Source organism: Microbacterium sp. KNMS (assembly GCF_053851835.1).
Window position 1 is genome coordinate 35,190 of the sequence record NZ_JBSQBP010000025.1, and the last position, 20,977, is coordinate 56,166.

General features: G+C 71.7%; 17 protein-coding genes and 1 pseudogene. 5 read left to right on the plus strand and 13 right to left on the minus strand.

All coding sequences use genetic code 11. The annotated features are described in order from the left end of the window. Window positions 1–7: 7 nt before the first annotated feature. From ACWXWW_RS14580 to iolC, 9 genes are all read right to left on the minus strand, one after another. Window positions 8–892, minus strand: coding sequence for a sugar phosphate isomerase/epimerase family protein (locus ACWXWW_RS14580; RefSeq protein ID WP_455970554.1), 885 nt, complete (start codon window positions 890–892; stop codon window positions 8–10). A 3-nt stretch (window positions 893–895) separates the two neighbouring features. Beyond that, the gene (locus ACWXWW_RS14585) at window positions 896–1,765 is read right to left on the minus strand and encodes a sugar phosphate isomerase/epimerase family protein (RefSeq protein ID WP_455970555.1); all 870 of its coding nucleotides are present in this window, start codon (window positions 1,763–1,765) and stop codon (window positions 896–898) included. Window positions 1,766–1,783: 18 nt separating this feature from the next. Beyond that, window positions 1,784–2,797: a Gfo/Idh/MocA family protein gene (locus ACWXWW_RS14590; protein WP_455970557.1), complete on the minus strand. Its 1,014-nt coding sequence runs from the start codon at window positions 2,795–2,797 to the stop codon at window positions 1,784–1,786. A gap of 21 nt (window positions 2,798–2,818) precedes the next feature. After that, window positions 2,819–3,769 (minus strand): sugar phosphate isomerase/epimerase family protein, encoded by a 951-nt coding sequence (locus ACWXWW_RS14595; protein ID WP_271173200.1) that lies wholly within the window; start codon window positions 3,767–3,769, stop codon window positions 2,819–2,821. Between the two features lie 26 nt (window positions 3,770–3,795). After that, complete coding sequence (gene iolD, locus ACWXWW_RS14600) at window positions 3,796–5,709, minus strand: 3D-(3,5/4)-trihydroxycyclohexane-1,2-dione acylhydrolase (decyclizing) (protein ID WP_282979059.1); 1,914 nt, start codon at window positions 5,707–5,709, stop codon at window positions 3,796–3,798. A gap of 4 nt (window positions 5,710–5,713) precedes the next feature. Continuing rightward, complete coding sequence (iolB, locus tag ACWXWW_RS14605) at window positions 5,714–6,604, minus strand: 5-deoxy-glucuronate isomerase (RefSeq protein ID WP_282979061.1); 891 nt, start codon at window positions 6,602–6,604, stop codon at window positions 5,714–5,716. A gap of 102 nt (window positions 6,605–6,706) precedes the next feature. Next, entirely contained in the window at window positions 6,707–8,230 is a 1,524-nt protein-coding gene (locus ACWXWW_RS14610; RefSeq protein WP_455970560.1) for a CoA-acylating methylmalonate-semialdehyde dehydrogenase, read from the minus strand. 24 nt (window positions 8,231–8,254) lie between these two features. Beyond that, window positions 8,255–9,160 carry a class I fructose-bisphosphate aldolase gene (locus ACWXWW_RS14615; protein ID WP_271173204.1) on the minus strand — a complete coding sequence of 302 codons (906 nt, stop codon included), beginning with the start codon at window positions 9,158–9,160 and terminating at the stop codon, window positions 8,255–8,257. A 1-nt stretch (window position 9,161) separates the two neighbouring features. Then, window positions 9,162–10,106, minus strand: coding sequence for a 5-dehydro-2-deoxygluconokinase (gene iolC / locus ACWXWW_RS14620; RefSeq protein ID WP_455970562.1), 945 nt, complete (start codon window positions 10,104–10,106; stop codon window positions 9,162–9,164). Window positions 10,107–10,272: 166 nt separating this feature from the next. Here iolC and ACWXWW_RS14625 point away from each other — a divergent pair, with 166 nt between their 5' ends. Beyond that, entirely contained in the window at window positions 10,273–11,034 is a 762-nt protein-coding gene (locus tag ACWXWW_RS14625; protein WP_271173206.1) for a GntR family transcriptional regulator, read from the plus strand. Between the two features lie 24 nt (window positions 11,035–11,058). On the opposite strand, the gene ACWXWW_RS14630 is transcribed toward ACWXWW_RS14625, so the two are convergent. Further along, on the minus strand, window positions 11,059–12,561 hold the full coding sequence (locus tag ACWXWW_RS14630; RefSeq protein ID WP_455970564.1) for a glyceraldehyde-3-phosphate dehydrogenase: 1,503 nt from the start codon (window positions 12,559–12,561) through the stop codon (window positions 11,059–11,061). A 62-nt stretch (window positions 12,562–12,623) separates the two neighbouring features. Continuing rightward, window positions 12,624–13,754, minus strand: a pseudogene (locus ACWXWW_RS14635) (Bcr/CflA family efflux MFS transporter); the annotation flags it as partial. 54 nt (window positions 13,755–13,808) lie between these two features. Between ACWXWW_RS14635 and ACWXWW_RS14640 the strand changes: the two are divergent. After that, window positions 13,809–14,267: a MarR family transcriptional regulator gene (locus tag ACWXWW_RS14640; RefSeq protein WP_455970566.1), complete on the plus strand. Its 459-nt coding sequence runs from the start codon at window positions 13,809–13,811 to the stop codon at window positions 14,265–14,267. A gap of 112 nt (window positions 14,268–14,379) precedes the next feature. Then, window positions 14,380–15,816 carry a MinD/ParA family ATP-binding protein gene (locus ACWXWW_RS14645; protein ID WP_455970568.1) on the plus strand — a complete coding sequence of 479 codons (1,437 nt, stop codon included), beginning with the start codon at window positions 14,380–14,382 and terminating at the stop codon, window positions 15,814–15,816. A gap of 7 nt (window positions 15,817–15,823) precedes the next feature. Here ACWXWW_RS14645 and ACWXWW_RS14650 read toward each other — a convergent pair whose 3' ends face one another. Beyond that, window positions 15,824–18,328, minus strand: coding sequence for a DEAD/DEAH box helicase (locus ACWXWW_RS14650; protein ID WP_455970570.1), 2,505 nt, complete (start codon window positions 18,326–18,328; stop codon window positions 15,824–15,826). Between the two features lie 76 nt (window positions 18,329–18,404). On the opposite strand from ACWXWW_RS14650, the gene ACWXWW_RS14655 reads away from it, so the two are divergent. Together ACWXWW_RS14655 and ACWXWW_RS14660 are read left to right on the plus strand one after the other, a co-directional pair. Beyond that, window positions 18,405–18,956, plus strand: coding sequence for a TetR/AcrR family transcriptional regulator (locus ACWXWW_RS14655; protein ID WP_455970572.1), 552 nt, complete (start codon window positions 18,405–18,407; stop codon window positions 18,954–18,956). A gap of 65 nt (window positions 18,957–19,021) precedes the next feature. Continuing rightward, window positions 19,022–19,876, plus strand: a complete 855-nt coding sequence (locus tag ACWXWW_RS14660) for an NmrA family NAD(P)-binding protein (RefSeq protein ID WP_455970574.1) — start codon at window positions 19,022–19,024, stop codon at window positions 19,874–19,876. Window positions 19,877–19,892: 16 nt separating this feature from the next. Here the strand turns inward: ACWXWW_RS14660 and ACWXWW_RS14665 are convergent, their stop codons facing one another. Next, complete coding sequence (locus ACWXWW_RS14665; RefSeq protein WP_282979070.1) at window positions 19,893–20,960, minus strand: threonine aldolase family protein; 1,068 nt, start codon at window positions 20,958–20,960, stop codon at window positions 19,893–19,895. Window positions 20,961–20,977 lie beyond the last annotated feature (17 nt).

The following is a 20,977-nucleotide window of genomic DNA, read 5'->3' on the forward strand; positions in this document are numbered from 1 at the left end:
TGCTTTCTCAGGAAACGAGGATGTGGAGGAGCCCGCGGATGGTCGTGGCCACCTCGAGGAAGTCGTGCTCGTTGGCCTTGTCGGAGAACATCTCCGACACCCACCAGCCGTCGTACCCCGTCGACTTGATCGCATCGACCCATTCCTGCAGCGGGATGGCGCCGCCGCCGATGACGACGTTGCGGTGCACGCTCTGATCCGGCACGTCGTGCTCCCGGTCGAGGTCGAGGCCGTCGGAGATGTGCGCGGCCTTGATGAGCTCCTTCGGCGTCGCGGCGACCTCCTCGAGGGTGTCGCCCGTCGTCCAGTAGTGCCACGTGTCGAGCGCGATGCCGACGTTGTCGCGGCCGGCACGCTCGATGATCTCGAGCGAGTGCCGGTGCCGGTTGAGGTTCGACCAGGCGAGCGGCTCGAGGTAGAGGTCGAGGCCGCGGTCGGCTGCGATGTCGGCCGCCTCGCGCACGTTCGCCGCGGCCACGTCGAGCGCATCGCTCTCGGGGAGCCCGAGCGTGCCGCGATAGCGCACGTCGTCGGCCGACAGGCGTCCGGCCCGGAAGTCCTTCACGACCTCCCAGTCGACGGGCCCGGTGCACATCTGCAGGATGGGGGCGCCGACGACGACGGCGATGTCGGCCATCCGCTCGACCTCGGCGAGGAGCGCCTCGCGGCCGGCGCCGCGCCGCTCGAGATCCAGGACGGCGCCGATGCCCGACACCTCGATCCCCTCGAGGAGGGGAGGCAGGGACTCGACGGCGTAGCCCGCGTCGAGGTAGCGGTAGAGCTTGGGGCTCTGCAGCTCGATCCCGGCGTAGCCGGCAGCCTTCGCGACAGCGATGTCGTTGACGACGTTGCCGTAGAAGGTCGTCGTGACGTTCATGGACAGCTTGGTCATGGGTCAGGCTCCGATCAGCTCGCGCAGCTTCTCGAGCTGGTAGCGCGACACCTCGTCGCGGTTCTCGTCCTCGGCGAACACGTTCGACACGATGAGCGCGTCGTCGCGGTCGAGGTAGCCGATCTCGCGGAGCGTCGTGAAGAGCTCGTCCCAGTTCACGTCGCCGTCGCCGATCTTCAGGTGCTGGTGCACGCGCACCGCGTTGCCCGGCGGGTTCGTGATGTAGCGGAGCCCGTGGGAGCGCGTGTGGTCGAACGTGTCGGCCGTGTACACGGCGCCGATGCGGTCGCCGATCTCGGGCAGGAGCGTCGTCGCGCGGTCGCCGTAGTGGAACGTGTGCGAGGCGACGTACACGAAGCCGACCGCGGAGGAGTTCAGCCCCCGCAGCACGCGCCATCCCTCGAGGCCGTCCTCGACGAAGTCGTCGGGGTGCGGATCGACGTTGAGGCGGAGGCCCTCGCGCTCGATGATCGGCAGGAGCTCCTCCATCGAGGTGTAGAACGCCGCCTCGGAGTCCTCCTGACGCTCGGGGCGGCCCGAGAACTCGGTGTTGATGACGGGCACCTCGAGCTCGACGGCGAGCTGGATGATCCGGCGGAAGTTCCGCACGGCCGCCTGGCGCTGCGGCTCGTCGGGCCACGAGATGCGCTGAACCGGGAGGATGGCCGGGATCGACACGCCCGCATCCCTCGCGGCCTTCTTCAGCTTCGCCACGAGGCCGTCGTCGGCCTTCGGGTACCGGAAGAAGGGCGAGAAGTCGGCGTGAGGCGTGAGCTGGAGGTGCGTGTAGCCCAGCCGTGCGGCGATGTCGGGGAACTCGAGCAGCGCGTGCCCGTCGTGGAACGGCGTCGGATCGAGGGCGATGCGGACCATCGTCGTGCTCCTTCGGTGTCAGGCGTAGAAGGCGGGGCGGGCGGGTGCGTCGACCGGCTGCACGCCGCCGTCGAGCGCGCGCACGCCGGCCTCGCACGCGAGCGCGACGAGGTAGCCGTCCCACGCGTTCGGGCCGTCGACGAGGCGTCCGTCGCGCACGGCGTCGACCCAGCGCTGGATCTCGTTGTCGTACGCGGTCGCGAACCGCGTCGTGAAGCTCACGTGCTCGGCGGTCGAGACGCGTCCCGCCTGCCACAGCTGCAGCCCGGACGGCTGGCCGATGCGGGCGATCCCCTGCTGGAAGACGGCCTCGGTCGCCACCTGGTAGCCGAACTGCACGCTGACGTTCATCTCGACGTCGACGAGCACGCCGTTCTCGAGCTCGATGAGCACGAGGATGGGCTCGCGCAGGCGCTCGGGCGAGAGGTCGTTGCGACGCGGGTACTTCACCTCGACGCTGACGATCGGCGAGCCGGCGAGCCACGGCACGACGTCGAACTCGTGCACGACCGAGTCGGTGATGAGCATCGTCTGGCTGTAGCTGTCGGGCACGCTCGGGTTGCGGTGCACGGCGCGCACCATGAGCAGCTCCCCTGCCTCGCCCGAGGCGACGAGCTCGCGCAGCCGGGCGTACTCGGGGTCGAAGCGGCGCATGAAGCCGACCTGGATGTGCGGCCGATCGAGTCGCTGCTCGAGCTCGAGCACCTGGCGCGACGTCTCGGAGTCGGGTGTGAGCGGCTTCTCGCAGAGGATCGGCAGGCCCGCGGCGAGCGCCGGCTCGAGCACGGGCAGGTGGAACTGACCCGGCGTCGCGATGAGCACGGCGTCGACGGCGTCGGCCGCGATCGCGTCCTCGATGCGGGTGAAGGTCTGCGCCCCCGGCGCGTTCCCCGCTGCGGACGCGGCGCGCCCTGCGTCGGGCTCGATGATCGCCGCGACGCGGGCGCCGCTGATGCGCTGCGTGATGCGGCCGATGTGGTCGGCGCCCATGGCGCCTGCGCCCACGACGCCGATGCGGAGGTCCTGGCTCATGTCGTCTTCTCCTGGGGGGGCTCAGTGCTGGCGCGCGAAGTGCGTGCAGCTGAAGATGTGCTGGCGGGTGCGGCTCGCGATGGGGAACGGGGTGTCGACGTCGCAGCCGTACATGTCCTGCTCCACGATCGCGAAGATGTCGGGGTCGATCGCCGCGACGGCCTCGATGATCGGGCCGAGGTCGGGCACGCCGTGCGGCGGCTCGATCATGATGCCCTGGCTGACCGCCTCGGCGAACGGCACGTCGTTCTTGAGCACGTCGAAGAGCAGCGACGTGTCGACCTGCTTGAGGTGCAGGTACCCGATGCGGTCCGGCCGCTCCTCGATGAGCTTGAGGTTGTCGCCGCCGTAGTACGCGAAGTGCCCGGTATCGAGGCACAGGTTCGTGTAGCGCGGGTCGGTCTCGTCGAGGAAGCGGAGCACCTCGCGGGTCGTGCCGACGTGGCTGTCGGCGTGCGAGTGGAACTGCTGGCGGACGCCGTACTCCTCGAGGAGCGCCTTGCCGAGCCGGTCGTGCCCCGCGGCGAGCTTCGCCCACTGCTCGTCGGAGAGCGTGCGCGCCTCGAGCACCTCGCTCGTGGCGTCGCTGCGCCAGAGGTCGGGGATGACGACGATGTGCTCGGCGCCGAGCTGCGAAGCGAGACCGGCGACCTTCACGGCCTGGTCCCACGCGCGCTGCCACTCGTCGTCGCTCTTGTGGAATCCCGTGAAGACCGTGCCGCCCGAGAGCCGGAGCCCTCGGCTGCCCAGCTCGTCCTCGAGCTGGTGCGGGTCGGTCGGCAGATAGCCGTAGGGGCCCAGCTCGATCCACGTGTAGCCGGCCTCGACGACCTCGTCGAGGAACCGCTGCCAGGGCACCTGCTTCGGGTCGTCGGGGAACCACACGCCCCACGAGTCCGGCGCGGTGCCGATGCGCAGGCCGGCGTCGGAGCGGACGACGATGTCTGCGTCGTCGGGGATGCTGTCGGTCATGCTGTGTCTCCTGTCGATGCCCGCGCTCAGCCGATGAGCGGCTTCTGCGCCTGGACCTGCTGCTCGTACTCCGCCCTGGCCGCCTGGGTCGATGCGAGCGTCGACACCTGCGCGACCGGGACGTCCCACCATCCCGCGCCGTCGGGCGCGTAGATGTGCGGGTCGCTGTTGATGTGGATGAAGGTCGACCGGTCGGACGCCTTGGCGCGCGCGATCGCGTCGCGGAGGTCGTCGACCGCGGAGGGCGTCGGCTCGATCTCGATGACGTCCATGCCGTAGCTGCGCGCGTTCATCGCGAGGTCGACGGGGAGGACGTCCTCGCCCTGGAAGTCGCGGGCCTGCGGGTCGTAGGCCCGGTACTTCGTGCCGAAGCGCTCCGACCCGACCGTCTCGGACAGGTGGCCGATCGAGGCGTACCCGTGGTTCTGGATGAGCACGACGATGATCTTGATGCCCTCGGCGACGGCCGTCACCAGCTCGGTGTTGAGCATGAGGTACGACCCGTCGCCCACCATGACGATCACGTCGCGGTCCGAGCCGTCGGCCACGGCGCCGCGCTTGACGCCGATGCCGCCGGCGATCTCGTAGCCCATGCACGAGAAGGCGTACTCGACGTGGTACCCGAGCGGGTCGCGCACGCGCCACAGCTTGTGGAGGTCTCCCGGCAGCGACCCCGCGGCCTGGACGACGACGTCCTCGGGGGCGCTCGCCTGCTGCACGGCCCCGATGATCTCGGGCTGGCCCGGCAGCGCGAGTCCCGAGCGGGCGAACGCCTCGTCGACCGTGGCGTCCCACGCGGCCTTCTCGCGCGCGATGCGCTCCGCGTACTCGCCGGTCACACGGAGCCCCTCGAGCTCGGCGAGGAGCTCGACGAGGGCCTCGCGCGCGTCCGCGACGACCGGCAGCTGCGTGCCGTGCTTGTAGGCGTCGAACGACGCGACGTTGATGTTCACGAACGCGACGTCGGGGTTCTGGAACGCCGTGCGCGACGCCGTCGTGAAGTCGCTGTAGCGGGTGCCGATGCCGATGACGACGTCCGCCTCGGCCGCGAGGCGGTTCGCGGCGAGCGTGCCCGTGGCGCCGACGCCGCCGAGGTACTGCGGGTGGTCCCAGTTCAGCACGCCGCCGCCGGCCTGCGACGTGCCCACGGGGATGCCCGTGGCCTCGACGAGCGCGCGCAGCTGCTCCTCGGCGTCGGAGTAGAGCACGCCGCCGCCGGCGACGATGAAGGGGCGCTGCGCGCCGCGGATGGCCCGCACGGCGAGCGCGAGCGCGTCGCGATCCGGACGCGGACGGCGCACGCGCCACTCGCGGTCCTGGAGGAACGCGAGCGGCACGTCGATCGCCTCGGCCTGGACGTCCTCGGGGAGCGCGATCGTGACGGCCCCGGTCTCGGCGGGGTCGGTGAGCACGCGCATCGCGGCGAGCGCGATCGAGTACAGCTGCTCGGGGCGCTGCACGCGGTCGAAGAAGCGCGACACGGGGCGGAAGGCGTCGGTCACCTGGATGCCGATGTCGTGGGGGTGCTCGAGCTGCTGCAGCACGGGGTCGGCGACGCGCGTCGCGAACGTGTCACTGGGCAGGAGCAGAGCCGGCAGGCGGTTGGAGGTCGCGAGCGCCGCGCCGGTGAGCATGTTCGCCGCTCCCGGCCCGACCGAAGCGGCCGACGCGAAGGTCGCACGGCGACGGTGCATGCGCGCGTAGCCGACGGCCTGGTGCACCATGGCCTGCTCGTTCCGGGCCTGGTAGTACGGCATGAGGCCCGGCTGCTCCTCGTGGACCTGCTTGAGCGCCTGCCCCACGCCTGCGACGTTGCCGTGGCCGAAGATGCCGAACACGCCGGGGATCGTGCGCTCGCGGCGGTCGCCGTCGACCGTCCACTGGTGCGCCAGGAACTCGACGAGAGCCTGGCTCACGGTCATCCGCTTGGTGCTGCCCATGGGATCAGCCTTCCTTGTTCTCGTAGGGGAGGCGGGAGTCGAGCTCCTGGCCCTCCCAGGTCTCGCGCACCCAGGCGTGCCCGGGGTCGTCGCTGATGAGCCAGACCCTCTCGGCGTCGGGCCCGGCCATCACGTTGAGGTAGTAGAGGTCGTAGCCCGGCGCGGCGACGGCGGGGCCGTGGTAGCCGTACGGCACGAGCGCGACGTCGCCCGTGCGCACCTGCGCGTTGATGTCGATCTCGCCCGCGGGCGAGGAGTAGGTGCTGAACATGCCGAAGGAGGCCTCCGGCGTGCCCTTCGCGCCTCCGACCCGGGCGGGAGCCGTCTCGAAGTAGTAGATCTCCTCGAGGCGCGACTCGTGGCCCGGCACGTGCTCGTCGTGCTTGTGCGGGGGGTACGACGACCAGTTCTCGGCAGGGGTGATGACCTCGCACACGATGAACCGCGCCGCGTCGAGCGCCTGGGGCGTGCCGAAGTTGTGGACCTGACGGCTCGAGGCCCCCGCGCCGCGCAGCTCGACCGGCGTGTCGGCGGCGGGGATGAGGCGCGTGGCGAAGACCCTCTCGGTCGGCGATGTCGCGACCGCCACGCGCCCCTCCCCCGACAGCACGCCCTGCTCCGCGGTCGACAGGTAGAGCACGTCCGTCGGCCCGTCGAACACGGAGCGCCGGCCCGCGAGCGCGTAGGCGGCATCCCCCGTGCGCACCTCGAACGCACCCGCGAGCGGCACCACGAGCTTCTCGGTGCCCGGCTCGAGCGCGAGCTCGTCGCCGGCGGCGAGCTGCGCGACCCGCAGGCCCGTGTGCTCCCAGCCCTCGATCGAGCCGTCGACGACGGTCTCCCAGCCGTCGCGCGCGAGCGCGCCGCGGCGGTGGAACCAGCGCTGGTCCGTCATGTCCATCTCTCTTCTCGTCGTTCTCGGGGTCGTCTCGCGGCGTTTCGACTCGCTGGCGCTCGCTCAACGACCGGGAGCGGCTCGCTCCGCTCGCCTCATCATCTAGTCGTTCTGGGGGAAGCCGAGGTTGATGCCGCCGTGGGTCGCGGGGTCGAGCCAGCGGCTCGTGACCGCCTTCTCGCGCGTGAAGAAGTCGAAGCCGTGCACGCCGTACGCCTTCGCGTCGCCGAACAGCGACTGCTTCCATCCGCCGAACGAGTGGTACGCGACCGGCACGGGGATCGGCACGTTGATGCCGATCATGCCGACCTGGATCTCGTTCTGGAAGCGGCGTGCCGCGCCGCCGTCGTTCGTGAAGATCGCGGTTCCGTTGCCGAACTGCCCGGAGTTGATGAGGTCGACGCCCTCCTGGAAGCTCTGCACGCGGACGACCTCGAGCACGGGCCCGAAGATCTCCTCCTGGTACGCGCGAGAGGTGGTCGGCACCTTGTCGATGAGCGTCGGGCCGAAGAAGAAGCCGTCCTCGTGCCCCTCGACGCGGAAGTCTCGCCCGTCGACGACGATCGTGGCGCCATCCTGCTCGGCGATGTCGACGTAGCCGGCGACCTTCTCGCGGTGCTGCGCGGTGATCAGCGGGCCCATGTCGGGCTCGACGCCGTCGACGCCGGCGCCGTTGCCGATGCGGAGCTTCGCGATCCGCTCCGAGATCTTCGCGATGAGCTCGTCGGCGACCGGCTCGACCGCGAGCACGACCGAGATCGCCATGCACCGCTCCCCCGCCGCGCCGTAGCCGGCGTTGATCGCCTGGTCGGCGACGAGGTCGAGGTCGGCGTCGGGCAGCACGAGCATGTGGTTCTTCGCGCCGCCGAGCGCCTGCACGCGCTTGCCGTGCTTCGACGCGGTCTCGTAGATGTACTGCGCGATCGGCGTCGAGCCGACGAACGACACCGACTGCACGCGCGGGTCGGTGAGGAGGCCATAGACGGCGAGCTTGTCGCCCTGAAGGACCGTGAACACGCCGTCCGGCAGCCCGGCCTCCTTCCACAGCTGCGCGAGCCACAGCGCCGCCGAGGGGTCCTTCTCGCTCGGCTTGAGCACGACCGCGTTGCCGGCCGCGATCGCGATGGGGAAGAACCACATCGGCACCATGGCCGGGAAATTGAACGGGCTGATCACGCCCACCACGCCGAGAGGCTGCTTGATCGAGTACACGTCGATGCCCGTCGAGGCGTTCTCGCTGAACGCGCCCTTGATGAGGTGCGGGAACCCGGTGGCGAGCTCGACGACCTCCTGGCCGCGCAGGATCTCGCCCATGGCGTCGGAGAGGACCTTGCCGTGCTCGGCCGTGATGATCGCGGCGAGCTCGCCCTTGCGCGCGTTGAGCAGCTCGCGGAACGCGAACAGCACGGTCTGCCGCTTCGCGACCGAGAACCGGCTCCACGTCTCGAAGCCGCGCTGCGCCGACGCGATCGCGGCGTCGATCTCGCTCTCGTCGGCGAGCGCCACCTCGGCGCTCACGGCACCGGTCGCGGGGTTGTAGACGGGTGCGGTGCGCCCGCTCTGCGACGCTCGCGGTGCGCCGTCGATCCAGTGGCCGATGACCGTCGTGTCGGTGATGGTGCTCATGGGGTGTCCTTCGGATGGTCGGGGTCAGACGGACGCGGGGATGTCGCGGTGCACGAGGCGCGCGGCCGTGTCGACGGCCGCCGCGACATCGCCGTCGGGCGGGTAGAGGAGCGTGCGGCCCACGGTGAGGCCGCGCACGCCGGGTAGGGCGAGCGCGCCCTCCCAGGCGGCGAACGTCTCATCGGGGTCGGCGCCGGAGTCGCCGCCCAGCAGCAGGGTCGGCATGGTCGTGGCAGCCATGACGCGCTCCATGTCGTCGACGACGGGCAGCTTCATCCACGTGTAGGCGCTGTCGGCGCCCAGCCCCGCCGCGATCGCGACGGAGAGGATGACCGCGTCGGTCGACAGGTCGTTGACGATGCGGCCGTCGCGCCACTCGCTCATGAACGGCTCGAGCATGATCGGCAGCCGCGCGGCCGCCGCCTCGTTCACGGCGCGGGCCGTGGCCTCGAGCGTCGGCGCCGTGGCGGGATCGCCGAGGTTCACGCGGATGAGGGTCTTGGCGAAGTCGATGCCCTTCGCCGCCATCGTGGCGACGTCGTACGCGCCGTAGCGGTCGTCCATCTCGAACGCCGCACCGCGCAGGCCGCCGCGGTTCATCGACCCGACGACGACCTTGTCGTCGAGCAGCCCGAGCGCGGCGAGGTCGTCGATGATGTCCGGCGTGCCGAGCACGCCGTCGACGCCGGGCCGGCCGAGCGCGATCGCGAGACGCTCGAGGAGCTCGTAGCGGTCGGCCATGGCCGTCTGGTCGGAGCCGACCGCGAGCGCGCCGCGCGCGGGGTGGTCGGCGGCCACGATGAAGAGCCGGCCGTCTCCGCGCAGCACGTCGCGGCGACGGCGGGCGGCGAACGCGGCGCCGATCTCGTCGGGCCGGTGGGCGCGGACGTCACGGAGCCGCTCGAAGTCGGCTGCGGAGAGTGCGGTCATGTCATGCTCCCTGGAGGGTGTTCTCGACCTCGTCGGCCGTCGGCATGGCGGTCGAGCACTCGCGGCGCGACGCGACGATCGCGCCCGCGACGTTCGCGAAGCGCAGCGTGCGCTCGATGCTCCAGCCCTCGAGAAGTCCGTGGCAGAGGGCGCCGCCGAACGCGTCGCCCGCGCCGAGGCCGTTGATGACGTCGACCGCATGGACGGGGACCTCGACGACCTCGTCGCGCGTCTTCGCGAGCACCCCGCGGGGCCCCTGCTTCACGATCGCGAGCTCGACCCCGCGCTCGAGGAGGGCGTCGGCCGCCCGCTGCGGCTCGGTCTCGCCGACCGCGACCTGGCACTCCTCGCGGTTGCCGACGGCGACGGTGACCTCGCCGAGCACCTGGCCGATCTGCTCGGTCGCGAGCGCCGGGTCCTCCCAGAACATCGGGCGGTAGTCGAGGTCGAGGATGGTGTGGGTCCGGCGCTCGCGCGCGGCGAGGGCCGCGTGGTGCGCCTCGCGGCTCGGCTCCTCGCTCAGCCCCGTCGTCGTGAACCAGAGGATGCGCGCGGCGCGGACGGCGTCGAGGTCGATCTGCGCCGCGTCGACGTTCATGTCGGGCGCCTTGGGCTCGCGGTAGAAGTACAGGGGGAAGTCGTCGGGCGGGAAGATCTCGCAGAAGGTGACGGGCGTGCTCAGCGTCGGGTCGGTCGCGACGTACCGGTTGTCGACGCCGAGGCGGGTGAGCTCGCCGAGGAGATAGCGGCCGAACGGGTCGTCGCCGACGCGCGAGACGAGGGCCGAGTCGTGGCCGTAGCGGGCGACGGCGACCGAGACGTTGGCGGCCGTCCCGCCGAGGTACTTGCCGAACGTCTCGACCTTCTCGAGGCCCACGCCGTCCTGCAGCGGGTAGATGTCGACGCCGAGGCGGCCGATCGCGAGGACGTCGGGTGAGGTGCTCATCGTCATACTCCGTTGTCGTGACTGGGCGGCTGCGCCCGCGGGTCGATCTATGTCCTGACAATATCACAAGAGCGACGGCGTGCAACAGTCAATCCGAGGTGACAAAGGTCGAGGCGGGTAAGGTTGTCGGGACATCACATCCTGACGATCGAGGAGGAGCGCAGCGATGGCAGCCGACGAGGCCGTGTGGCCGGACGAACTCTTCGCGGACCTCGATCGCACGGGGCCCGTGCCGCTCTACTTCCAGGTGTCCAGCCGGCTCGAGCAGGCCATCCGCTCGGGGGACATCCCTCCCGGCGCGCGCCTCGAGAACGAGATCGCCATCGGGCATCGACTCGGGCTCTCGCGCCCGACCGTGCGCCGCGCGATCCAGGAGCTCGTCGACAAGGGCCTGCTCGTGCGCCGGCGCGGCATCGGCACGCAGGTCGTGCAGGGCCAGGTCACGCGGCAGGTCGAGCTCACGAGCCTCTACGAGGACCTCAAGAGCGCGCACCACGACCCGGCGACGCGCGTGCTCACGCGCGAGGTGCGCGCGGTCCCGGCCGACGTGGCCGAGCGTCTCGGCGTCGCGGCCGGCGACGACGTCCTCTACCTGCGGCGACAGCGCAGCACCGACGGCGTTCCGGTCGCCCTCCTCGAGAACTGGCTGCCGGGCGACCTCGCCGACATCTCGCTCGAGCAGCTCGAGCAGCAGGGTCTCTATCAGATCCTGCGATCGCGCGGCGTGACCATCCGGGTCGCGAAGCAGCGCATCGGCGCGCGTCGCGAGCACGGCGACGAGGCGGAGCTGCTCGACGTCGACCGGGGCGGGCCGCTCCTCACGATGGAGCGCGTGGCCTACGACGCGTCAGGGCGCGCGATCGAGTTCGGGCGGCACTGCTACCGGCCCGACATGTACAGCTTCGAGACGACGCTCGTCGCCAAGTAGCGACGAGCGTCGTCCGGGTGCGGCTCAGACCGCCGCGGGCTCCACGGCGTCGACCGCGGCCTCCGCGCCGAGCACGACGGGCTCGCGCACCGGGAGGATCGTCGGATGCACGTCCGCCATCTTCTCGAGCACGCGGACGACCTGGCACGAGTAGCCGAACTCGTTGTCGTACCAGACGTACAGCACGACGCTCTCCTCGCCGGCGACGGTCGCGAGGCCGTCGACGATGCCCGCGCGGTTGCTGCCCACGAAGTCGGTCGAGACGACCTCGGGCGACTCGACGTAGTCGATCTGCTGGCGCAGCGGCGACGTGAGCGACGTCTGCCGCAGGTAGGCGTTGATCTCGTCCTTCGTGGTCGGGCGCTCGAGCTGCAGGTTGAGGATCGCGAGCGACACGTCGGGCGTGGGCACGCGGATCGCGCTGCCGGAGAGCCGGCCGGCGAGCTGCGGCAGCGCCTTCGCGACGGCCTTCGCGGCGCCCGTCTCCGTGATGACCATGTTCAGGGCCGCCGAGCGCCCGCGGCGGTCGCCCTTGTGGAAGTTGTCGATGAGGTTCTGGTCGTTCGTGTACGAGTGGACCGTCTCGACGTGCCCGTGGCGGATGCCGAAGGCCTGATCGACCGCCGCGAGGACCGGCGTGATCGCGTTCGTCGTGCACGACGCCGCCGAGAGGATGCGGTCCTCAGGCGAGATGTCCTCGCTGTTGATGCCCGACACGATGTTCTTGATCGCGCCCTTGCCGGGTGCCGTGAGGAGCACGCGCGAGACGCCCGTCGCGCGGAGGTGCTGGCCGAGCCCTTCCTCGTCGCGCCAGCGGCCCGTGTTGTCGACGACGATCGCGTCGGAGATGCCGTACTGCGTGTAGTCGACGGCCGCAGGGTCGTTCGCGTAGATGACCTGGATGAGCGTGCCGTTCGCGAGGATCGTCTCGTTCTCCTCGTCGATCTCGATCGTCCCCGCGAAGGGGCCGTGGACCGAGTCGCGGCGCAGGAGGCTCGCGCGCTTCTTGAGGTCGTCTGCCGATCCCCTGCGCACGACGATCGCCCGCAGACGCAGGCCCGAGCCGTCGCCCTGGTGGGCGATGAGGATGCGCGCGAGGAGGCGCCCGATGCGCCCGAAGCCGTACAGCACGACGTCGGTGGGCTTCGATTCGCGGGCCGTGAGCACCTCGGCCAGCTCCTCGCGGAGGAAGTCGACGAGCTCGTCGGTCGCGTAGGAGCCCCCGCGCGCGTCGAAGCGCGCGACGAGACGCGCGACGTCGATCGAGGCCGGGCCAGGTCGGAGCGTCTCGAGCGCCTCGAGCACGGCGTAGGTCTTCTCGGGCCGCAGCACCTCGTCGCCGACCTTGCGCGTGTAGCGGTGGGTGCGGAGGATCTCGACGGGCGAGATGTTCAGCAGGCGGCGGCCGTGGATGGATGTGACGATGCCGAGCTCGCGGTACAGGCGGCCGATGAGCGGGATCATCCGCTCGGCCAGCTCCTCTCGGGCGATCCACTCGGCGCGACGTGCTTCGAACTGCTGGCTCACGCTGGCTCTGTCTCCTTCGGTCGGCGGGCCGCTGTGCCCGCGCTGCTCGTGGCGACTCCAGGCTATGCGCAGTGATCGGGGTCTTTGCGGCCAGTCTGTGACGCAAGAACCGCAGTTCTTTCCGAATGCGCAAGCCGGAAGGCGATGAGCGCGATGGCGGCCGACACCGCCATGACGATGCCGCAGGGGACCGCCGTCGTCTCCCCGCCGAGGCCGACGAGGGGCGAGACGAGCGCGGCGAGGCCGAACTGCAGCGCGCCGAGCACGGCCGATGCGAGGCCGGCCGCACCGGGAGCCGCCGCCTGCGCGAGGGCCGTGGCGTTTCCGAGGACGAGCCCGAGCGGCGCGACCGCGACGAACACGGCGACCGCGAGGAGGGGCGCCGGCGCGCCGGAGACCGCGATCGCGAGGAAGAGCACCGCACCCGCGAGCGAGCCGGTCAGGCCCCACCCCAGGAGCCGGCGCGGCGCGACCCGGTCCGCGAGCCGCGCCGAGAGCGCGCTCGTCGCCATGAGAGCGAGTGCGTTGACGCCGAAGAGCAGTCCGTACTGCACCTCGTCGAAGCCCATCATCGTCTGGTAGAGGAACGGCGAGGCCGAGATGTAGGCCATCATGACCGCGAAGGCGAACGCGAACGCGAGCGCGTGGCCGAGATAGCCGCGCGTGCGCAGAGACCGCGCGCCCGTGGCCGCGCCGGGCGCGCGGCGGGCGCGCGCTGACGCCGGATGGGTCTCGCGCACCACGACGAGCACGGCCAGGAGCATCGCGACCGCGATCGCGAGCACGACGGCGAGCACCCCGCGCCAGCCCAGGGGCGCCGAGATGAATCCGCCCACGAGCGGAGCGATCACGGGGGCGACGCCGCCGACGATCATCATGAGGCTGAAGGCGCGTGCCGCGGCGGGTCCGGTCGCGAGGTCGGAGATGACCGCGCGGCCGAGCACCATGCCGGCCGCCCCCGCGAGCCCCTGCACCACACGCGCGGCGATGAGGATCTCGAGGGTCGGGGCGACGACCGCCGCGGCGCTCGCGACCACGAGCGCGATCGCGCCCGCGAGGAGCGGTCCGCGCTGCCCGAACCGGTCGGAGAGCGGGCCGAAGAGGAGCTGCCCTGCCGCCACGCCGACGAGGAAGCCCGTGAGGGTGAGCTGGGCGCCGGTCGCGTCGGCGCCGAGCTCGGCCGCGAGCTGCGGGAACGCTCCAGATAGTTATGCGTGCATAACTATACCGCCCGATAGCCTGAACGCATGCCCGACGACGTCCCGACCCGCGCCGCCCTCGCCGACCTGGCGGACGCCGTCCTCACCCTCGCGCGCGAGCTCGATCTCCGCGTCGGCGAGGATCCTGAGATCATCCCGCTCACCGCGACCGCCCGGATGGTGCTGCGGTTCGTGCATCACCATCCGGGCGTCTCGCCCAGCGGGATCGCCGACCGGCTCGCGCTCAAGCGCCCCAATGTGAGCGAGGCCCTGCGCCAGCTCGAGCGTCTCGGCCTCGTCAGCCGCTCGCGGCCTGCCGGCGACGGCCGCGGCGTCGTCGTCGCGATCACGCCGCTCGCGGAGGCGAACCTCGAGCGGCTGCGGCGGGTCTGGGCACGCGCTCTCTCGTCGGCGGCCGACCTCGACGTGGCCATGCTCACCGACACGATGAGCGCGCTCGCCGACGAGGTCGCGCGCGATCGCCGCGAGGCCGACGACCGCTCGTGACGCGGCGTGGGCAGTTCTGCCCTCTCTCACCGCGGGCAGCGATGTCGACGTCTGTAGGCTGAGAGCGACGTTCGCCGATGACATCGGCCTTTTCCCCAGAGGAGACGACCAGATGCTTGACGACTCGAGCCAGGCCGGGCTCTCTGCTGTGATCCGCCCCGACGGATCCGCCGAGCTCACCGTCGACGAGACGCCGCAGCAGATCACGACGACGCTCGTCGAGGATGCGCGCCGCGAGATCGTGCGCCGGGCCGCCGAGATCGCCGCGATGCTCTCCGGCCCCGTGCACGTGACGGTGCACGAGCCCGACGGCGACTGGCCGCTCCTCGTGCACCCCGACGGCCGCGTCGATTCCGACGAGGGCGCCGCCGAACCTGCCCCCGCGGGCGGCGAGACCGCCGATGACGACCTCCTCGCCGCCGACACGCAGATCGTGACGCGCATCCCCGTGACGTTCGAGCCCTCGCCGCAGCAGGCATCCGCGCCCGCCCCGACTCCCGCCCCCGCCCCGGCTCCCGCGCGCGCGGCGGGGCAGCCCGGGCCCATGCGCACAGGGTCCGCCCCGCAGCCCGCGAGCCCCGCGCCGCAGCCCGCGAGCACGCCGGCCGACGGCGGCGCGCAGCGCCCGTCGTTCCTGGCCCCTGAGCGCATCGAGGAGCCCGCGACCCGCGGATGGCGGGGCGCGCTCGTGCGCGCGGGCATGCGGGTTCCGCCGGGGTCGGCCGAGCGCGCCGAGCGCGAGGACCAGACCGCGGTCTCCCAGCACTGGGCGGGGCCCCGCACGATCGCCGTCGTCAACGGCAAGGGCGGCTCGGGCAAGACGCCCACGACGATCCTCACGGCGGCCGTCTTCGCGCGCTTCGGCGGCGCCGGCGTGCTCGCGTGGGACAACAACCAGACGCGCGGCACGCTCGGATGGCGCACCGAGCAGGGGCCGCACGAGTCGACGCTGCACGAGCTGCTGCCCGAGACCGATCACCTGCTCTCGTCGAGCGCGCAGTCGGCCGATCTCGCCCGCTTCGTGCACCACCAGACCCGCGACCGCTTCGATGTGCTCCGCTCGCAGCCGATGGCCCTCGCCGAGCAGCAGCGCATCGACGCGGCAGACGTCGACCGCATCCACGCCGTCGCGGCGAAGTACTACCGCCTCATCGTCATGGACTCGGGCAACGACGAGTCCGACCCCGTGTGGCTGCAGATGATCGACCACACCGACCAGCTCGTCGTCGCGACGACGTCGCGCGCGGAGCACGCCGAGGCCGGCGCCCTGCTGCTCGAGGCGCTCGCGATGCGCGACGAGCGCTCGGCGCGCCTTGCGCGGAACGCCGTCGCGGTCGTGAGCCAGGCCGACCCGAACGCGCCGTCGAGCGAGCACCGCAAGGTGGTCGACGGATACCGGGCCCTCGCGCGCGACGTCGTGAGCATCCCCTACGACCCGGCGATGATCGGCGGCCTGCTGCACTACGGCGCCCTGAAGCCCGCGACGCAGCGCGCGTGGCTCTCGGCCGGTGCGGCGATCGCGCGCGGCTTCGACGCGACGTCCGCATAGGCCCCGTCTAGAGCCGCACGACCTCGGTCACGCGGACGATCGCGGTGCCGGCCTCGGCCGACGCCTCGAGGTCGACCTCGGCGCGGATGCGCCAGTCGTGGTCGCCCTCGGGGTCGTCGATCGTCTGCTCGACCCGCCAGAACGCCCCCGCTTCCTCGATCCGACACAGCGCGGGCGACCGGGAGGCGCCGCCCGTGCCGATCGACTCGTGGTCGGCGTAGTAGCGGTCCAGGGCGTGCGGCCATCCGACGTCCGGGTCGAGCGCCTCGAGCTCCTCGTCCTTCTCGAGCGCCGCGAGCTGCACGCGCCGGAACATCTCGTTCCGCACGAGCACGGTGAACGCGCGCCGGTTCACCGTGACGGATGGCGGCGCCGGCGGCACGACGGAGGTCGCGTCGTCGCCGTCCGCGCCCGAGGCGAGCGCCTCCCACTCGTCGACGAGGCTCGAGTCGACCTGGCGGACGAGCTCGCCGAGCCACTCGATGATGTCGCGCAGCTCCTCGGTGCGCGCCTCGGCGGGCACGGTCTGGCGGATGGCGCGGTACGCGTCGCTGAGGTAGCGGAGCACGAGGCCCTCGCTGCGACCGAGCTGGTACGCGTTCACGAACTCCGCGAACGACATCGCCTGCTCGAACATGTCGCGCACGACCGACTTGGGGCGCAGCTCGAAGTCGCGCACCCACGGCTGGCTCGTCGCGAACACCTCGAACGACTGCTGGAGGAGGTCGGCGAGGGGCTTGGCGTAGGTGATCTCCTCGAGCGCGCTCATGCGCTCCTCGTACTCGAGGCCCTCGCGCTTCATGGCGGCGACGGCCTCGCCGCGCGCCTTGAACTCCTGCTGGGACAGGATCGCCCGCGGGTCGTCGAGGGTCGCCTCGATGACGCTCACGACATCGAGAGCGTACGAGCCGGTGCCCACGCCGTCGGCGCCGCCCTCGGGGTCGAGCAGCTCGATCGCCGCGAGCGCGAACGGCGACAGCGGCTGATTGAGCGCGAAGTTCGGCTGCAGCTCGACGACGAGGTGGATGCGCCCGTCGGCGTCGACCTCGACGATCCCGGCCTCGCGCAGCGTGCGGAAGATCGCGAGCGCCCGACGTGCGAGCGCGTACTTCCGGTTCCGCGGCTCGTGGTTGTCGAACACGAGTGCGCGCACATTCGCGAAGACGTCTCCACCGCGGCCGATCACGTTGATGAGCATCGCGCTCGTGATCTGCAGCTGCGGCTGGAGCGCCTCCGGCTCCGCCTCCACGAGCTTGTCGAAGGTCTGCTCGCTCCACGACACGAACCCGGTCGGGGCCTTCTTGCGCTGCACGCGCTTGCGCTTGACGGGGTCGTCTCCGGCCTTGCGGAGGGCCTGCGCGTTCTCGATCTCGTGGTCGGGGGCGAGCACGACGACGTTGCCGTACGGGTCGTACCCCGCGCGGCCGGCGCGGCCCGCGATCTGGTGGAACTCGCGCGCCGACAGCCGCCGCATGCGCGTGCCGTCGTACTTCGACAGCGCCGTGATCATGACGGTGCGGATGGGCACGTTGATGCCGACCCCGAGGGTGTCGGTCCCGCAGATGACGCGGAGGAGCCCGCGCTGCGCGAGCGTCTCGACGAGGCGGCGGTAGCGCGGGAGCATCCCCGCGTGGTGCACGCCGATCCCCGATCGCACGAGGCGCGAGAGCGTCCTGCCGAACGCGGTCGTGAATCGGAATCCGCCGATCGCCTCGGCGATCTCGTCGCGCTGCTCGCGGGTGGTGACCTTGACGCTCGCGAGCGCCTGGGCGCGCTCCATGGCCGCCGCCTGCGAGAAGTGCACGATGTACACGGGCGTCTCGCGCTCCTCGAGGAGCCGCTCGACGGTCTCGTGCGCCGGATGGTCGGAGTAGGAGTGATGCAGGGGCACGGGCCGCTCCGCTCCCGCGACGAGCGTCGTCTGCCGTCCCGTGCGCCGGGTGAGGTCCTCCTGGATGGCCGTCGTGTCGCCGAGCGTGGCCGACATGAGGAGGAACTGCGCGCGCGGCAGGAGCAGCAGCGGAACCTGCCAGGCCCATCCGCGATCCGCGTCGCCGTAGTAGTGGAACTCGTCCATGACGACCTGGTCGACGGGGGCGTCGGCTCCCTGGCGCAGGGCCAGGTTCGCGAGGATCTCGGCGGTGCAGCAGACGATCGCGGCGTCGGGGTTGACCGACGAGTCGCCCGTGACCATCCCGACGCTCTCGGCCCCGAAGATGTCGACGAGCGCGAAGAACTTCTCGCTCACGAGCGCCTTGATGGGGGCCGTGTAGTAGGTGCGGCCGCCGCGGGCGAGCGCGATCGCGTGCGCGGCGATCGCGACGAGCGACTTGCCCGTGCCCGTGGGCGTCGCGAGGACGACGTTGCTGCCCGAGACGAGCTCGATCAGCGCCTCGTCCTGAGCGGGGTAGAGCGTGAGCCCGCGCTCGGTCGTCCACGCGGTGAACGCGTCGTACAGCGCGTCCGCATCGCCGTCGGTCGTTCGGATGCGGTCGAGCAGGGAGGAGGCCATCCCCTCGAGTCTGCCTCATCGCCCTGCAGCGCAGCTGCGCTTGCCGACCGCCAAGAGTGAGTGTACAGTCACTCACATGCCGCGAACCCTCCTCACCGCCGACGCCCGACGCCCTGACCTCGTCGACGCCGCCGTGCGCCGGTTCGCGCGCGGCGGCTACGCGGGCACGAGCGTCGCCTCTGTCGCGGCCGAGGCCGGGATCTCCGCCGCGTACGCGTTCAAGCTCTTCCCGCGCAAGGAGCAGCTCTTCGCCGCGGCCGTGGAGCGGTGCTTCGACCTCGTCGTGGATGCGCTCGAACGAGGCGCCGACACGGCACAGGGAGAGGATGCCGACTCGGTGCTCGACGCCATGGGCGGCGCCTACGCCGCACTCATCGCCGACCGCGACCTCCTTCTGCTCCAGGTGCACGCGCAGTCCGTTGCCGAGATCGCCGAGGTCGGCGCCGCGCTCCGCCACGGGCTCGGCCGCGTCGCCGAGCTCGCCGCCGAGCGCTCGGGCGGCACTCCCCCGCAGGTGCAGCGGTTCGTCGCCTATGGCCAGCTGTGCCACCTCGTCGTGACCGCGGGCCTCGACGATGTCGACGCCGACTGGGCTCACGCGCTGACGGCGGGCATCCGACACCCCTGACCGCACCCTTCCTTCCAACCGCCACCTATCAGTGAGTGATTGATCACTCTGCAAAAGGAGAATCCATGCACACCACACCCTCTGTCCTCGTCACGGGCGTCACCGGCGCGACCGGGTCGGCCACGGCCCGCGCCCTCGCCGCTCGCGGCATCGCCTACCGCGGCTTCACCCGCCGAGACGATGCCCCTCTCCCCGGCGACGGCTCCGTCGTCCGCGGCGACTTCGACGACCGCGACGCGGTCGCGCGGGCGCTCGAGGGGGTCGGCGCGGCCTATCTCGTGACGCCCTCGACCGAGCGCGCGCAGGACCAGCAGCTCGCGTTCCTCGAGGCCGCACGTGAGGCGGGCGTCGCGCACATCGTCCTGCTGTCGCAGTTCGCGGCGGCGGAGGACTCCCCCGTGCGCTTCCTGCGCTATCACGCCGTGGTCGAGGCCGCGCTGCGCGCGTCGGGGATGGCCTCGACCGCCCTGCGGCCGAACCTCTTCATGCAGGGCCTGCTCGTGTACCGCGACCTCATCCGCGCGCAGGGGATCGTGCCCGCGCCGATCGGCGACGCCCGCGTGAGCGCCGTGCACGTCGACGACATCGGAACGGTCGCCGCGCACGCCCTCGTGTCCGAGACGGGCCTGGGCGTGCTCGACCTCACCGGGCCCGCCGCGCTCACGCACGCCGAGATGGCGAGCGCGCTCGCGCGTGCGGCCGAGCGCGACATCCGCTTCGTCGACGTCCCCGCGCCGGCGTTCGCCCGGTCGCTCGAGGGACTCCTCCCCGCGTGGCAGGTGGAGGGCCTCCTCGAGGACTACGCGCACTACGCAGCGGGCGAGGCCGAGCGTGTCTCACCCGACGTCGAACGCGTCACGGGTCGCGCCGCGCGCCCGTTCGCGGCCTTCGCGGCGGAGGCGGCGCCGCTGCTGCGGTGACGCCGCCCCGCGGCGGTCAGCGCGACGTCTCGCGCGCGATCGCGGCGACGAACGCGTCGACGTCGTCCTCGGTGGTGTCGAAGCTGCACATCCAGCGCACCTCGCCGACCGACTCGTCCCAGTCGTAGAAGCGGACGCTCTCGCGCAGGCGATCGGCGACGCCGTCCGGGAGGATGGCGAACACGCCGTTCGCCTGCGTCTCGCGCGTGAACCGCACGCCGCGGATCGAGCCGTCCGCGAGGCCCGCCTCGACGCCCGCGCGCAGTCGCCGCGCCATGGCGTTGGCGTGGCGGGCGTTGCGCAGATACAGGTCGCCGTCGAAGAGCGCCACGAGCTGCGCCGATACGAAGCGCATCTTCGACGCGAGCTGCATGTTCATCTTGCGGAGGAAGGTGAGGCCGTCCGACGCCGCGGGGTCGAGCACGACGATCGCCTCGGCGAGCATCGCGCCGTTCTTCGTGCCGCCGAGCGAGAGCACATCCACGCCCGCGTCGCGCGTGAAGGCGCGCAGCGGGAGGTCGAGCGCGGCCGCGGCGTTCGCGAGGCGCGCGCCGTCCAGGTGCACGCGCATGCCGAGGCCGTGCGCGTGGTCGGCGATCGCGCGGATCTCGTCGGGGGTGTAGACGGTGCCGAGCTCGGTCGCCTGCGTGATCGAGACGACGAGCGGCTGCGCGCGGTGCTCGTCGCCCCAGCCCCACGCCTCGCGGTCGATGAGGTCGGGCGTGAGCTTGCCGTCCTCGGTGGGCACCGTGAGGAGCTTCATGCCGCCGATGCGCTCGGGCGCCCCCTGCTCGTCGACGTTGATGTGCGCGGTCGAGGCCGCGATCACGGCGCCCCAGCGGGGCAGCATCGACTGCAGCGCCGTGACGTTCGCGCCCGTGCCGTTGAACACGGGGAACGCGGCCACGGGGCCGCCGAAGTGCTCGGCGAGCACCTCGTGCAGGCGGGCGGTGTAGACGTCCTCTCCGTAGGCGATCTGGTGTCCGGCGTTCGCGTCGGCGATCGCCGCGAGCACCTCGGGGTGGATGCCGGCGTAGTTGTCGGAGGCGAATCCGCGCAGGTTCGCGTCATGAATCGGGGTCACTGATCCAGCCTATTCAG